At 42.7% G+C, this 14,351-nt stretch carries 17 protein-coding genes and 2 tRNA genes; 5 read left to right on the top strand and 14 right to left on the bottom strand.

Features of this window, described 5'->3' with window-relative positions; all coding sequences use genetic code 11:
- Both CL181_RS20390 and CL181_RS10540 read left to right on the top strand, forming a co-directional pair.
- Window positions 1-1,909: hypothetical protein (locus tag CL181_RS20390; protein WP_217993147.1), on the top strand; the 1,909-nt coding region annotated here is incomplete at its 5' end.
- The gene (locus CL181_RS10540) at window positions 1,906-2,505 is read left to right on the top strand and encodes a sarcinarray family MAST domain-containing protein (RefSeq protein ID WP_176505168.1); all 600 of its coding nucleotides are present in this window, start codon (window positions 1,906-1,908) and stop codon (window positions 2,503-2,505) included. The genes CL181_RS20390 and CL181_RS10540, both read left to right, overlap by 4 nt.
- A gap of 73 nt (window positions 2,506-2,578) precedes the next feature.
- Here CL181_RS10540 and CL181_RS10535 read toward each other — a convergent pair whose 3' ends face one another.
- A complete protein-coding gene (locus tag CL181_RS10535) occupies window positions 2,579-3,868 on the bottom strand; it encodes an amidohydrolase family protein (protein WP_097299271.1) in 1,290 nt (429 codons plus the stop codon).
- Between the two features lie 87 nt (window positions 3,869-3,955).
- Here CL181_RS10535 and CL181_RS10530 point away from each other — a divergent pair, with 87 nt between their 5' ends.
- Window positions 3,956-5,128, top strand: a complete 1,173-nt coding sequence (locus CL181_RS10530) for an argininosuccinate synthase (RefSeq protein ID WP_097299270.1) — start codon at window positions 3,956-3,958, stop codon at window positions 5,126-5,128.
- Between the two features lie 60 nt (window positions 5,129-5,188).
- Here CL181_RS10530 and CL181_RS10525 read toward each other — a convergent pair whose 3' ends face one another.
- The 3 genes from CL181_RS10525 to CL181_RS10515 all read right to left on the bottom strand — a co-directional run bounded on the left by CL181_RS10525 (window position 5,189) and on the right by CL181_RS10515 (window position 7,535).
- Window positions 5,189-5,410, bottom strand: coding sequence for a hypothetical protein (locus CL181_RS10525; protein ID WP_097299269.1), 222 nt, complete (start codon window positions 5,408-5,410; stop codon window positions 5,189-5,191).
- Window positions 5,407-7,374 (bottom strand): hypothetical protein, encoded by a 1,968-nt coding sequence (locus CL181_RS10520; protein WP_097299268.1) that lies wholly within the window; start codon window positions 7,372-7,374, stop codon window positions 5,407-5,409. The genes CL181_RS10525 and CL181_RS10520 overlap by 4 nt, the downstream gene beginning before the upstream one ends.
- An 87-nt stretch (window positions 7,375-7,461) precedes the next feature.
- Window positions 7,462-7,535, bottom strand: a tRNA-Val gene (locus CL181_RS10515).
- A 530-nt stretch (window positions 7,536-8,065) separates the two neighbouring features.
- On the opposite strand from CL181_RS10515, the gene coaBC reads away from it, so the two are divergent.
- Together coaBC and CL181_RS10500 are read left to right on the top strand one after the other, a co-directional pair.
- Entirely contained in the window at window positions 8,066-9,265 is a 1,200-nt protein-coding gene (coaBC, locus tag CL181_RS10505) for a bifunctional phosphopantothenoylcysteine decarboxylase/phosphopantothenate--cysteine ligase CoaBC (RefSeq protein ID WP_097299266.1), read from the top strand.
- Window positions 9,262-9,549 (top strand): hypothetical protein, encoded by a 288-nt coding sequence (locus tag CL181_RS10500; protein WP_097299265.1) that lies wholly within the window; start codon window positions 9,262-9,264, stop codon window positions 9,547-9,549. Before coaBC ends, CL181_RS10500 begins: the two co-directional genes overlap by 4 nt.
- On the opposite strand, the gene CL181_RS10495 is transcribed toward CL181_RS10500, so the two are convergent.
- The 10 genes from CL181_RS10495 to CL181_RS10455 form a co-directional block, all read right to left on the bottom strand.
- Window positions 9,542-10,516, bottom strand: a complete 975-nt coding sequence (locus tag CL181_RS10495) for an inorganic phosphate transporter (RefSeq protein ID WP_097299264.1) — start codon at window positions 10,514-10,516, stop codon at window positions 9,542-9,544. The two genes, CL181_RS10500 and CL181_RS10495, sit on opposite strands and share 8 nt — an antisense overlap.
- Window positions 10,517-10,783: 267 nt before the next feature.
- Window positions 10,784-11,221 (bottom strand): carbohydrate binding domain-containing protein, encoded by a 438-nt coding sequence (locus tag CL181_RS10490; protein ID WP_176505167.1) that lies wholly within the window; start codon window positions 11,219-11,221, stop codon window positions 10,784-10,786.
- 63 nt (window positions 11,222-11,284) lie between these two features.
- Window positions 11,285-11,407, bottom strand: a complete 123-nt coding sequence (locus CL181_RS21165) for a hypothetical protein (RefSeq protein ID WP_255251538.1) — start codon at window positions 11,405-11,407, stop codon at window positions 11,285-11,287.
- Between the two features lie 38 nt (window positions 11,408-11,445).
- Window positions 11,446-12,258 (bottom strand): MEMO1 family protein, encoded by an 813-nt coding sequence (locus CL181_RS10485; RefSeq protein WP_097299262.1) that lies wholly within the window; start codon window positions 12,256-12,258, stop codon window positions 11,446-11,448.
- Window positions 12,259-12,276: 18 nt separating this feature from the next.
- On the bottom strand, window positions 12,277-12,903 hold the full coding sequence (rpsB, locus tag CL181_RS10480; protein ID WP_097299261.1) for a 30S ribosomal protein S2: 627 nt from the start codon (window positions 12,901-12,903) through the stop codon (window positions 12,277-12,279).
- Window positions 12,904-12,917: 14 nt separating this feature from the next.
- On the bottom strand, window positions 12,918-13,115 hold the full coding sequence (locus tag CL181_RS10475; protein ID WP_097299260.1) for a DNA-directed RNA polymerase subunit K: 198 nt from the start codon (window positions 13,113-13,115) through the stop codon (window positions 12,918-12,920).
- A 136-nt stretch (window positions 13,116-13,251) separates the two neighbouring features.
- Window positions 13,252-13,326, bottom strand: a tRNA-Pro gene (locus CL181_RS10470).
- A 3-nt stretch (window positions 13,327-13,329) separates the two neighbouring features.
- Window positions 13,330-13,515 (bottom strand): DNA-directed RNA polymerase subunit N, encoded by a 186-nt coding sequence (locus tag CL181_RS10465; RefSeq protein WP_097299259.1) that lies wholly within the window; start codon window positions 13,513-13,515, stop codon window positions 13,330-13,332.
- A gap of 7 nt (window positions 13,516-13,522) precedes the next feature.
- Window positions 13,523-13,921 (bottom strand): 30S ribosomal protein S9, encoded by a 399-nt coding sequence (locus CL181_RS10460; protein ID WP_097299258.1) that lies wholly within the window; start codon window positions 13,919-13,921, stop codon window positions 13,523-13,525.
- A gap of 9 nt (window positions 13,922-13,930) precedes the next feature.
- Window positions 13,931-14,350 carry a 50S ribosomal protein L13 gene (locus CL181_RS10455; protein ID WP_097299257.1) on the bottom strand — a complete coding sequence of 140 codons (420 nt, stop codon included), beginning with the start codon at window positions 14,348-14,350 and terminating at the stop codon, window positions 13,931-13,933.
- Window position 14,351: the final 1 nt, after the last annotated feature.

Here is a 14,351-nt window from a genome sequence, read left to right as displayed (position 1 = left end):
AAAAGAAACACCCCTTAACATCGTTAACAACTCGCACCTTTCCCTGATCCTTAACGGTGCGCTGCTTCTTGACCAGGGTTTTGTTTTTAACTCAATTGATCCTATGAGCCTTGTTGAATATGCAAACGAGACCGCATACACGATTTGGGGAAAGAAAAAGAAATACGAGGATGTGACGCTTGATAATAATTCTATCAAAGTTGACCCGAAGGAGGATGCGTATAATTCAACTGGTGATCCTGATAAGGCAAAGGAAGAATCACAGAAAGGAAAATATGATTTTAATACCACGGTTATTACTGATTACCTCAACAATGATTCAAAGCCCGGGGGCTCGATCGTGAACAGGAAGATAAGAACTGTCATTATCCCGGTTTACAGTACTTTATTTGCAACAGGTGTTGCAAGGCAAACAACGGATTATCCGGGATCTCATAACGGATATGAGAAAAGTGACAGTATTGAGGACTGGGGAGAACCTGACAGCATGACACAGACAGGAACGATAGCAAAAGATTCGTATGTTCCCGGAAATCTGTATGGTGAGACCTGGGAACTCACATGGACGCGAAACCATGTCTGGAGGCATACATACTGGGTCACAGTATCTTGCGGGGCAGGTTGCACGAAGCAGGTGCCGCAGTATAATTATATGACTGCGGTCGATTCGCGGACGGATAGGGTCGCAATTACTTTGAAGGCGCTTGAGAACTCGAATACCAATATCAATCTTGATTTTGCAGGGAAGTCTCTTGCTTCGAAAAATGACCTGTCCGGGACTTATGTTTCAAAGAATGTGACATACGGATACGGATTGACTCTTTTGAATGGGGTTGATTACATAGACCCGAATCTTGAACCTGCATACCTGTTATACAGGGTTTTTTTCGATTCTAATAAGATATCGAACCTGAAGAACATTAACTTAAATGGTGATACTGACACAAAATCGTATACAGTTGATGAACCTGAATGGGTTTCTGAGGAAGCGCAGTATGCTGTTGATGATATTACCGAACTGATGAAAAATGATATTCATCTTGACCCTGACATCAATTATGAGAATTATCCTGTTCCTTCCGACCTGATCAATGCAGCACGGGATGACCTGATCGAGAAGATCACCATCAGGGAGACAGGGTATGTGAATAAGTCAAATTATTTTTCAGGTAAGTATAATAGCGCAGGTGCAAAGGTGATTTCTGTTATCAGGGAGTGGTATGTTGACCAGGTGAAGTACCAGATACAAGAGAAGTTTTCTGAAGGGAGTAAAAGAATCGATGATGAGATAAAGAAAAACTTTTCCGAACCTGAGAAAGTAAAGCAGGCAAACAGGGATGCTGCAAAGTTCCTGTCCCGCGGGTTCAAGCTGCCTCTTGCTGTGAGTATGAGGGCATATCATGTGGATGAGAATGGGAATATTTATGAGCCAGGGAAGCTTCAGGCGTGGAATGAGAGCGTGACATTGTTGATCAACCAGGAGCCGAATTATCTGGATGCATTTAGACCCCTTCCTTCGAATCCGAGATTGTATTCATTGAAAGTGAGAAATAATAATTTACTGTTGAGAAACGGAATCCATATTTTGCCTACTCTTGAGCCGTGGATCGCAACTTTTAATGCATGGTCTATTGATGTGGAAGGTGAGTTCGTGAGGTTTGAAGTGCAGGATATTGATAATGAAGTGCATCCTGACCCGATTTTCGGGCATGAGGCGCAGGTGTATGTGAGGGAGGGAATACCTGTTTATGATCCAACAACGAATCTTCCCATTGGAGATAACCTACGAATTAAATTCAATTTCACAACTGGGACATTCATAGTAGTACCACCAGGTAAGATAACTGGCGTAGGAGATAAGAACACGATAAATCCCATCGAAGAAACACCGGGATGGAGTATAATATGAAAATAAAAGTGACAATCTTAATTTTAATTCTATTTTTTTGGAATCTACAATTAGTATCAGCTGAAGAAAATGAATATGGTATCGTTAAAGCATGGTTTAATGAAAAAAATGCAACATCTGAAACAATAGAAGGTATCAAATTAAGGATTGGAGAACCTGTAGAAATTAAAGTTGAAGTTATTTCAAAAATTAATGGAAATGTACATGTAAAATTATCAGAACCGGGAACAACAACATCTTTTGAGGTAATTAGTGGACCAAGTAAACAGGATGATCGAATAGATAATATGGGAGTCTCGCCAAATTGGTCAAACACATTTCAATGGAAAATCAGACCCAATGGAGCATGGACAAATGGAAATTCGCCTATAAACATTTTTGTTTCATTTTATAATTCTAAGAAAAAGGATCAGAAACCAATCGAATTCACCATCGCCAATCCCTACATCCTCGACGAGCAGTACACCGGCGCCGCCGCCACGACTCCCGCGCCGGAAATAACAGGAACGGGCGCTCCGGCGAAACCGACGCCGTTCCCTTCCTTGGTGTTCGCGCTGGCGACCTTGCTTGCTATCTCGCACTGGAGGCGCAGATAAAGAGCCTATTCTAAAAAAATTTGTTTCATTGTTATTTCAGGTAAAGTTCAAATTTTTCCCATTAGCCAGTTCTTCAACAAGATTGATCACATTCACTTTCAAGTCTTAATATCGCATCCATTCCTTCATCGATAACGTTCTTTTCATTTATCACAGTAACAAAATGATCTTCCATCAGTACTTTTCCATCCACTATCACAGTCCTGACATCGCATCCCGACGCGCCATTCAAAAGCGCTGCAGGGATATTTGAAGATATAAACTGCGGTTTCCGCAAATCCACAATAATTATATCAGCCAGACAACCGGCTTTGAGCACTCCTGCATTTATCCCCAGCGCCCGCGCGCCATTGACTGTGGCCATCTCAAGCACTTTTTGCGCTTGTATTACTCGCGGATCTTTGAGCTTATGCAGCAGCATGGCAGCTCTCATCTCTTTCCACATATCAAGACTCCTCCCTGAGGCAGCGCCATCAGTGCCCAGAGCAACGTTAATTCCAATTTCCAGCATTTCAGGCACGCGCGCTAAGCCGGCGCCAAGAGCCATATTGCTCGTTGGACAGTGGACAACATTAACCTGCTTGTTTTTGAGTATTTCAATATCGTCATCAGATAACCAGATGCAGTGCGCTGCGAGCACATTCGGGCCAAGCATGTTTATATTGTTCAGCAGATTAATAGAACACATCCCATAGCTTTTTTTCATTAATTTAAGCTCATCTTCGGTTTCAAGCACATGGATATGAATTCTTGCGCCATCTTTTCTGGCAAGTTCCTTTACTTTTATTAAAAATTCCTTTGAACAGGAAGCCGCCGAATGAGGAGCATACATAGTCGTGATCCTGCCATTTGCTGCGCCGTTCCATTTTTTTACAAATTTCTCCCTGTTTTTAAGTTTAGTTTCGGAATCTTCATTGAGCCCCTCTATCATCCCGTAGCCCAGTGAAGCTCTTATACTTGTTTCCTCTACAACTTTTGCCACCTCATCCATATGAATATACATATCAGCAAACGATGTAGTCCCTGATTTTATCATCTCAAGAATCCCAAGGCTGGCGCCTGCTTTTATAAATTCGGGAGTTAATTTCATCTCAGCTTTCCGGATCTTCTCTGTCCACTCCCTGTATGGAAGCCCGTCTGCATAACCCCGTAAAAGCGTCATTGGAAGATGCGTGTGGGCATTTACAAGACCAGGCATTACGGCGCAGCCTTTTGCATCGATTATTTTATCAGCTTTCACTTTTACTTTTGTATCCTTTCCTACAAAAGTTATCAAACCGTTATCTACGACTACCACACCGTTTTTGATGATCTCGCCGTTCATTGTGAGCACAGTGCCCCTTTTGATTACCAGGTCTGCCATGGGGTGTAATAATATCTGATTATAAAATAACTTTTCTAAAAAGCAGAGGCAAAACTTTTAATCTTCTCTCACTATAATAGGCAATCCATGAAGAAAGTAGTACTTGCTTATTCGGGCGGGCTTGACACATCCGTGTGCATCCCCCTTTTGAAAGAACATTATGGATGCGATTATGCTATTACAGTTACGGTTGATGTGGGGCAGCCGGCAAAAGAGATAGAACAGGCCGAGAAAAAAGCCGAAAAGATCAGCCAGAAACATTATACTATCGATGCTAAAGATGAATTCGTAAAAGATTACATTTTTCCTCTCATCAAGGCGAACGGCAGCTACGAAGGATATGTGCTTGGCACATCAATTGCACGCCCACTGATCGCGAAAAAAGTCGTAGAAGTTGCAAAAAAAGAAAAAGCACAGGTTCTTGCCCATGGATGTACCGGTAAAGGCAATGACCAGTTAAGATTTGAGACTATATTCAGGAGCACTTCGCTGGATGTCGTCGCTCCTATGAGGGATATGAACCTCACGCGTGAATGGGAAATGGAATATGCGAAAAAAAACGGTATCCCTGTAGCTGCAACCAGATCAAAGCCCTGGAGCGTGGATGAGAATATATGGAGCCGGAGCATCGAAGGCGGGCGGCTTGAAGAACCGGATTTTGTTCCTCCTGAGGAGATCTTTGAATGGACAGTTTCACCGGAAAATGCGCCTGTTGCGCAAATTATCGATATAGGTTTTGAGAATGGCGTTCCTGTATCTGTTAATGGTGAAAAATCAGACGGAGTTTCATTGATCCGGAAACTCAACATAATTGGCGGGGCACATGGTGTGGGACGCACTGATATGATCGAAGACAGGGTTCTCGGGATCAAGGCAAGGGAGAACTACGAACATCCTGCAGCTACGATATTGTTGATGGCGCATAAAGATCTTGAAAAACTTGTCCTGACAAGAGATGAATTGAGGTTCAAGTTAATTGTCGATGATACATGGAGCGAGCTCGCCTACAAAGGTCTTGTGGATGAACCGCTTTATTCGGATTTGAACGCTTTTATAGATAAAACCCAGGAAAGAGTGACCGGATCTGTAAAAGTAAAGCTCTACAAAGGAAGCGCAAAGATCATTGCAAGAAATTCGCCTTATGCATTATATTCTGCAGATATATCGTCATTTGACAGCAAAACCATTGACCAGAAGGATGCAGAAGGATTCTGTAAATATCATGGCTTCCAGGCGCGGTTGTTCAAGAAGCTGGGTTGATATATAAGAGTTAGGGTTTAATACCGGGTAGTATACCCCAAGAAAAAAAGAAAACGGGCTCTATATCAATGAGCCCATATCCACATTCTCATCCGCGCTTGACAGCGGTTCCTCTACAAGCAGGTCTTTTTCACCGGGAACGCTCAGGTTCCCTTCAATTTCCGCCCCGGTAGCAGGTTGTTGTTGCTGTGCAGGCTGATCATCTGCTTTCTTATCCGTGCAGCCAGAAAACAGCACTGCGAAGATAAGGAAACATGCCAGTATCAGATGTAGTTTTCTCATTTAGCTCTCCTCCTTGAGGTCGCACTACTCTTGAGTTCTTTGAATTTATCCTGCGCTTTCTTGAGGTCATCCTTTGCCCCATTAAAGTCGCCAGCCTTGTATTTAGACTCAGCTGAATTCACAAGACCCTTTATTTCATCGAGTCCTGCACTTTCAGCAGAAACATCGATGCCACGCTTCCGGGCAGCATCCAGAACCGTTTCACTCTTTGCTATAATATCTCTTGCCTTTGTTATCGTAGCAGCGAACCTCTGGCTCTGCCCTGCGGTCTTTGCAAGCTCGATAAGCTCTTTGTATTTGTTCTTTATCTCATCTCTTACGGTCTTGTATGCCTCGACCTCAGGTTTTGTACACTTACCAAGACCCTCACCAGTGCAAGCAGCGATACCTTCATTCATGGAATCGACAAAATCGCTTCTCAGACTGCTTATTTCATCAAGCTTTGCCTGTAGGGCGCTCACATCAATACCATTTTCCTTTGCTTTGTCCAGCCTTCCCTGGGCTCTTGCAAGTGCAAGGTCAAAGAATTCAAGGTTCCTGTCCTTTCTGGCTTCCCTGGCTTCGGTAACAAGAGAATCGAAATAGTCGCTGTTCGCGGAAAGTGCAGCATTTAGCGCATCTTTTGCGGCAGATTCATTGCCTGAAACAAGCGTTTTCGTTTCTGTCCTGAAGCCTGTGACCGTATCTTTCATCTGCGAGATTATGCTCTTTCCGCCCGGGTAATCGTTCTTTTCAGCCGCAGCTTTCAACTGGTCTGCAAGTAAAACGAATTTATCTTTCAATGTCACAAGTTTTGAAGCGTCTTTGCCAGCGGACTGGGCATATCCAATAATCGCTTCCATCCCTATCCTGTGCTTCTCAACAGGTAACAGGGCGTACTTATAGAGCATCCACGCCTGTTTTGTCTTTATCACAGACTCTGCCGGAGCGGGTGCGCTTTCCTCGTCAAAGGTCTTAGCAGTTGTGGCATCTGACGCTGTCTCTGCATTGGGTTCTGTTATATTCTCTACTGTTGGCACATCTGCAGGTTCACCTTCAACAGGGGCTGAATTTACCTCTGCTTCTGTGATGTCCGAGGTAGTAAGTTCATTTGCCTTGTATGCCTCTTTGACAAGCCAGAGCACATCAGCTTTGCGCAGTTCCCCGCGCTTGATGGCTTCAAGGAGTATCGATCTTACATCGTCCCTGGTAAGTTCGCCTGCTTTATATGCTTCCACAATGAGCCACTTAACATCAGCCCTCGTTAGCTCGCCGTGGCGGTAAGCTGCTGTGATGATGATGCGTAAATCCTCGCGCATAAGCTCATTGTTCTTATATGCCTGTATGAGCAGCCATTTAACATCATCGCGCTTGAGTTCGTTGTGATTATATGCAACGATAATTATCTCACGGATATCATCCCGCGTAAGCTCTCCAGCCTTATAAGCCTCAACTATGAGCCATTTCATGTCCTCGCGTGTGAGCTCACCGTTCTTGTATGCATGGGTTATTATCCATGCAATGTCGTCGCGTTTGAGTTCACCGGCTTTATAAGCTTCCGTGATCAGGAACTTCATATCTGCCCTGGTTAGCTCCTTGTTCTTGTATGCCTGCGCGATTATGAACCGCAGGTCGTCCCTTGTAAGCTCGCCATTCTTATAGGCTTCGGTGAGAACCCATCTCAAATCCGCACGCGTGAGCTTGCCTTCTTTATACATTTCGCCAAGCAACCACCTCATATCCTCCCTTTTCAGGACATTATGATTGTAAGCTGTTGTTATCATTTTTTTCAGGTCTGCTTTTGTAAGCGTTCCTGCTGTATACTTATTGCTAAGTTCGGTTTTAACTGCGTCACGGGTTATTTTGTTCTTTGAATAATCTGTAATAACCCCGGTCGCTGAACTGACCGGGTCGTCAGCTCCTGCAACTGCCGTTACCGCGGTTAAAACCATTGCTACAAGTAATAAGGTTTTAACGTTATTCATACCATTTCGGCCTCCTTTGACCTTAGGTTATATTCTCTTTTTAAATATTTAAACCTTAACTCCGCAATTTTTTAGCAATTCCTGATATGGGCCCGCTGAGATTCGAACTCAGGACCTCCGCTGTGTGAGAGCGACGTCATAACCGGCTAGACCACGAGCCCTTCTGTGCGCCTGATAAGAGTGTATTACTAATAAGATTTACTATATAAAAATTTATAATGTTTTTGTATATTTTCTACAATTTTGAGTATCTTCAATTCCCAAGATGACGCATTGTAAATTTATATTGATAGTAGGGTGTATTATTAAAAATTATGCTCATGAATAATCATAATAAGTCTTATATCAATTAATAATAAATTAATGTTATTTGATAATCTCAATGCAGAAATAAATATAATAGAGAAATTAAAATGAATCTTAAAAAAGTAATCTTATTACCATTTATCATAGTAATAGGATTAATTGCCATATTCTTTTTTTTGATGGATGATATTGTTCATTTGTTTAAACCGAGACATAAATTGAAAGAATCTATAAACTGTATATGTCGTAAATTATATGCCAATCTGTTTTTCAAAAAAAATGTGGATTTTTGATAACTCCACATTTCCATCTCTCCAATGAAGTTTAGAAAATCTTTATCGCACGAAAGCAAATTATAAGCATTTATACAATATATCAGAAAGTGATGGGAACCCAGATAATACAGACTTCAAAATCCCTTAAAGAAAAGACCATCGTTCTCGGAATCACTGGCAGCATAGCCGCAGTTCGGTGTGTGGAGCTTGCAAGGGAACTACGAAGGCGTGGCGCTGATGTCCATGCAGTAATGACTGATGCTGCGCGCAAAATAATACATCCTGAAGCAATTCGCTACGCTACGGGCAATCCTGTTATAACGGAAATAACGGGAGATGTGGAGCATGTAAACTTTTGCGGCATTGGCGGCAGGGCATCTTTACTTGTGATCGCTCCATGCACAGCGAACACAATTGGAAAGATCGCACATGGGATCGATGATACTTCTGTCACGACCTTTGCAACAACAGCTTTTGGTTCCGGTATCCCGATAATCATTATTCCTGCCATGCATGAATCCATGTATAATCATCCTATTGTTATTGAGAATATTGGAAAACTTACAGAACTCGGAGTTGAGTTCGTTAATCCCCTAACAGAGGAAGGCGCTGCAAAAATTGCCAGTATTGAAGAAATAGTACTCAGGGTTGAAAGAGCTGCCGGAAAAAAGACACTTTCAGGCAAGCGGATAATTATCACAGGAGGCGCAACGGCTGAAACGGTAGATCCTATAAGGATTTTGACAAACCGCGCCTCCGGGAAAACAGGCGTGGAATTAGCACTTGAAGCATTCAGGAGAGGCGCCGATGTTACTCTTGTTCACCGGGACTGCATGGGGATACAGGGGATTTGCGAGTTCTATGCAGAAAGTGCACAGGATATGACAGATTCTGTTATCGAAGAGCTTGGTAAAGGATATGATTTACTGATAAGTGCTGCTGCAATCTCTGATTTCACAGTAACGCCCTCAAAGGATAAAATAAAGTCAGAAAAAGAACTCACCCTGACATTGAAACCAGCGCCTAAACTTATAAAAGAAGTGCGCCAGAACTATCCTGACCTGAAGATCATTGGATTTAAAGCAGAAACCGGCATATCGGAAGAAGAGCTTATCAAGCGTGCCAGGAAGTCGATGGATTCATCAAATCTAAGCATGGTTGTCGCAAACGATGTATCCTCCGGGGGTATGGGAACAGAAGAAAATAATGTTTATTTGATCGATGGCTCTGTCAAATCTGTTTCAGGTACAAAGCGCCAGATAGCTATAGAGATCATGGATAAGATCGAAGAGATCATGAGGATTAAATGAAGATCATCACGATCGACCCATGCTTCACGAAAGGAGATGAAGACCTTTTCAGTGGCGAAGCTGAGCTTGGTGCTATAAAAATTACACCACATGCGATCGAAGAACTCAAGAAACAGTTTGATAGCGTGCAGGTTACATCTGATAACGAAATGATAGTACTTACGAACCCACCTGTTGAAAAAATAATAATTTTCGATACGGGGCGTGTGATAGTCAGGCGGATCGCAAGCAAAGATCTTGCGATAAGCAGGTTTGGGTTACTTGAAAATTTACTTGCTATATAAGATTCATTAATCCGAATGCAATTACTCCTGCAAGAAGGGGAGAAACTACCCATGCGATCAATATTTTCTTAACAACATCACCTTTTACAACATGCATCCCGCTATTAGCGCATCCAATGCCGATTATTCCTGCGGCAACGATCTCACCCAATGAAACCGGTATCCCTCTTATGGATGCTATATGAACTATGAAAGCTGCTGTGAATTCCACGAATGTAGCTCTTATTACGCATAGTTCAGTGATCTCTTTCCCAACCGTATCAAGCACTCTCCCTCCCATAAGTAATGCTCCAAGGCCGATCGCAAGACCTGCGAAAATAGCTCCTGGAGCGGATCCTATGATCCCTGCTCCCACAAAAGGACCGACTGCATTTGCAGCATTATTGGCGCCTGCGGAATATGCTACATAACAACCTGAAATAGTCAAAAGAATAGTAAGGGATTTCCTTATCGAAGCATCGGATTCATGGTGATCTGCCAGCCAGATAAGGATGTGCGTATAAAGATATTTCCCCATTAAATAAGCGAGCAACCATGCCAGAATTGGAGTGATGATCCACCAGCTTATGATATAACCGATAAAAGTTACATTTATTTTTGATGCCCCGTAAAAGAACCCGATCCCGACAACAGACCCGACTGCTGCCTGGCTTGTAGATATCGGAACTCTTAGTATATTGGCAAGAAAAACAGTAATTCCGGATGCAGCTACTGCAATAATAGCGCCTTCCAGAACGATTGTTCCCGCTGGAAGAATCCCTGTTCCAAGGGTCTTGATAACCTCACCCCCATCTATTAATGCACCAAGTACAGAAAATACTCCAATAAGTAATACAGCCTGGTATTTTGTCCTGACTTTTGCCCCGTATGCAGCACCCATTGATGCGGCAGCATTATTGCCACCGATATTAAGTCCCATGAAAAGAGCAACAGCAACTGCAATTATGAAAATAAATGAAAGTTCCATGGTACGTTTTTCTCCGGTTCAGTACTGTAATATGTATAATATAACGTAATGTTATCGGCAAAAATTGACACAAATTAAAAAAAGAAAGTACTGGAGAAAAAATCCAGTACTATATTGATTTTTTATTAAACCTACTCTTCCTACTCCGTCTCCTCCTCCAACACTACGGAATCGAAGTAGTATTTATCTCCCGCCTTTGCATACGGTGCAAGGTAGAACATCAGACGTCCGTCGTCCACCGTGCCAGCGAAACCTTTCGTGTCAAATTCAGTCGTAAAGGTCTGCCAATCCCTGGTAAGGTTGAAACCTTGTTTTAAACCATAGTTGGTATACGGTGAACCATGTTTTAATAGCACTACCCTTACCATCATGTCCTCTCGATGATTTAGCCGCGAAACTTAACCGATAATGGGTATCTGGCTTCAGTGTTAATTCTTTCTGATACAGCTGAATGTTGGAACCAATCTTCCCCAACATAACTTCTGATGCATTGTTTCCTTCGGATCCTGGAGATATTATATTAAACTTTCCTGTTCCGTTCGTATTAAATGTCCAATTTTGCTTTCCAGATTCAAAACCAGGATTTTTAATAAGATTTACTTCTACTATTTCCTCGTTTACAACTACCTCAGCGCTTCCGACTACTGATCCATTCGTTGCGGTTAACTGTTGCGATTCCACTTTCATACCCTGTACGGGTTGCATTTGCAATAATTGTGCCCGCCGAATTTGCATTTACGTTTATGTCAACAGTTCCGGCTGGCAATGTCATTCCACTGCGAAGTTCACACTGGCCGGTGTACCTACTGTTACCGTAGTCGGGTTTGCCACAACTGTCAATGTAAACGGGTAACACCGTGGAAAAACTGCCCATTCTTTAATTTGAAACATACTTATAATCCCACTCGTTATTGGACTTACGATTCTTATTATCTAACTTGATAAAGCAATTCAACAATGATCCCCGCATACCCGACAACGGCCGAAAAATCCCCTGTTGTGTCGCCGCTCGTACTGTATTTGAGCAATGTTGCTTTTTTTGCATCAAGTTCCTTTGAGGCTGTAAGCATTGCAGCAATTGGGCCATATCCGCAAACTGAAGCATTGCGTTCGTACAATTTCCTGTAAAAACCAGGAATATCCATTTCAAGAATTGAACTTATGAAATAAGCATCATCTTCGCGCGCCACTTTATCCTGTTTATAATGGGAGAAATCACTTGATGCTATTATCACGATTTTTTTATTCACCTTGCGCACAGCTTCGGCAAGTTCCATCCCTACATCAAGAGCTGTTCCTTCATCCTGCATCCCCATACAGATAGGAACTATTTTGAAATCGCTGAACCTGTGCTGCAAAAAAGGAAGCTGTACTTCTATTGAATGTTCGTATTTGTGAGCAGTTTCATCAGCATCGATGATTCTTTTGGGCAACGCCTTTATGAATTCTATATCTGAATCAACTTCACCCATGGGTGTACTCCATTTTTCACTTGATACAGATACCGGGGAGCCATATCCTGTATGATTTGGCCCTAACAGAACAAAAGTGTCAGCCGCTGGCAGCATTGAATATACATAAGCTGCCGTTTTTCCTGAATAAATATAACCCGCGTGAGGAACAACGGCCCCCAAAACCTGTTTCTCACCAGCCGGTACATCTTCAAAGCATCGGCTGATCTCAAGGTCGAGGTCGTTTTTATTGCGCGGGTAAAATTGCCCCGAAACTGCCGGAGCCCTCATATTCTTATTCCCTTTCTCTTAAAGTTCCGCTTCGAAATCCGCTACTGTGTGGGTTATAGTGTCTCCTCTTTCCTCAAGGGTCTTTTTTGCAAGGAGCCAGTATATCAAAGCCAGCGCTTTCCTCCCTTTATTGTTTGTTGGAATTACAAGGTCAACATTACCTAATGAATTGTTGGTATCACACAGACCAATGACAGGTATACCGATATTGACTGCTTCATTCACTGCCTGCATATCCCCTGATGGATCTGTTACCACAAGAATATCTGGTTCTATGAACTTATGTAGTTTTGGGTTTGTCATTGTACCCGGGATAAACCTTCCAATTTCTGCTCTTGCGCCTATTACCTTTGCGAACATTTCCGAAGGATAATAACCATATTGTCTTGCAGATACGACCAGAATCTTTTGCGGGTCATATTTTGCAAGTAATTTTGCTGCAAGTCTTATTCTCTGGTCGGTTGCCTGTATATCCAGTACATATAAGCCGTCAGTCCTGACGCGGTATACAAAGCGCATCATTTCTTTTGTTTTTTGCTGTGTACCAATATGTATCCCTGCTGTCAAATATTCGTCCTGCGGAATAATCGATTCATAACCAGTATCCTGTTTTACATCCTGTTTTATATCAATGATATCTTCCATCTAAATCACACACCTTACGAAGCCTTTTTTAATTCTTTTACTGTTCTTTTCACTGTTATAGGGATTACTCCCTGTTCTAATTCTGCCAGAGCTAAATCTATGGGTTCACCTTTATCAATATCTAACAAAACCGGTGCCCCAAGGGAGATCTGAAGCGCCCTTGCACCGATAAGTCTTGCACGCTCATATCGAGTCAGCTTTATTTCACTCACTAAATCACCTCAAAAATAACCTTAGTACCTTAACCTTAAAGTTCAATGAATTCAATTGTTATACATATTTTTCCCGGAGTCCCTCTGGGAGCGGTTCATGTTCTTTTCCTTTTTTCAACAGCCGTGTCCTGAGAAATGGGGTTGCTGAGATTTGAACTCAGGTCACAGCGTCCCGAACGCTATAGGATGGACCAGGCTACCCTACAACCCCTCCTTACTGGTACGGTGCCAGGAGGTCCACCAACTCTACATGGGTCAGCAGCATTCGCCTGCAGCAGTATCGTTCGATTCCAAGATCAGTGAGGACTTTACCTGCGTCCTCGGTCTGGGATCGTTTCTTGTATTCATCCCATACGCTTGAGACAACTTTACCGCATGAAAAGCATCGTACCGGTATCATGTTTGTTTCACCTGTATGATTTCTGTCTTCTCTTTCTGGCTCCGCGACCGCCAAATTTCTTGGGCAGTTTGTAACGGGTGTCGTTCACAAGTAGACTCCTGTCATACGTTGCCAGCGCATCTCTGAGTGCTGTGTCATTTGTCCATTCCACAAGACCTCTTGCGATAGCTGTACGAACAGCGCCTGCCTGGCCAAATATGCCGCCGCCATGGACATTTACATCAATATCGACGGTGGGGATGACAGTACTTGCAAAATCAAGAGGCTCTGACATCTTGAAACGGATCAATGCTGGTTCGAGTATTTCTATAGGTTGCTTGTTTACTCTTACGCGCCCCTTTCCTTCCCTTATGGTTGCCCGGGCGATTGCGGTTTTCCTTTTTCCTGATGAATTAACGATTTTCATATATAACACCTAAAATTTTGATCCTAATCTCTTGCTCAAGTCACCTAGCACAGTATAATTACTGGTGGATAGACGTGTAATACTTGCGTCATCTATGGTGATCGCTTGTTCTTTACTAAGTTCAGCCGGAACGCCGACATAAACCTTTAATAAGTTATAAGCATCTCTTCCTGAGGTTTTTGTATGCGGGATCATACCCCTGATCGTTCTTGCCACTATCTGGTCTGGCCTTCTTGGAAAACGAGGGCCGAATTCCCGTGAACCACGAGCTACATAAGCATGGTATCGATCGAATGTAGCATCTTTCCTGCCTGAGATGATCGCTTTTTCAGCGTTTATGATATTGATCTGTTCACCATTTAATATTCGCTGTGCCACTGTACTTGCCATTCTTCCCAGAATAAGATTATTTGCATCTATTACTGTCATG

The organism is Candidatus Methanoperedens sp. BLZ2 (assembly GCF_002487355.1).
In the GTDB taxonomy this organism is placed as follows: domain Archaea; phylum Halobacteriota; class Methanosarcinia; order Methanosarcinales; family Methanoperedenaceae; genus Methanoperedens.
Note: the sequence above shows the minus strand (reverse complement) of the source record. Positions and strands in the feature narration are given on the sequence as shown.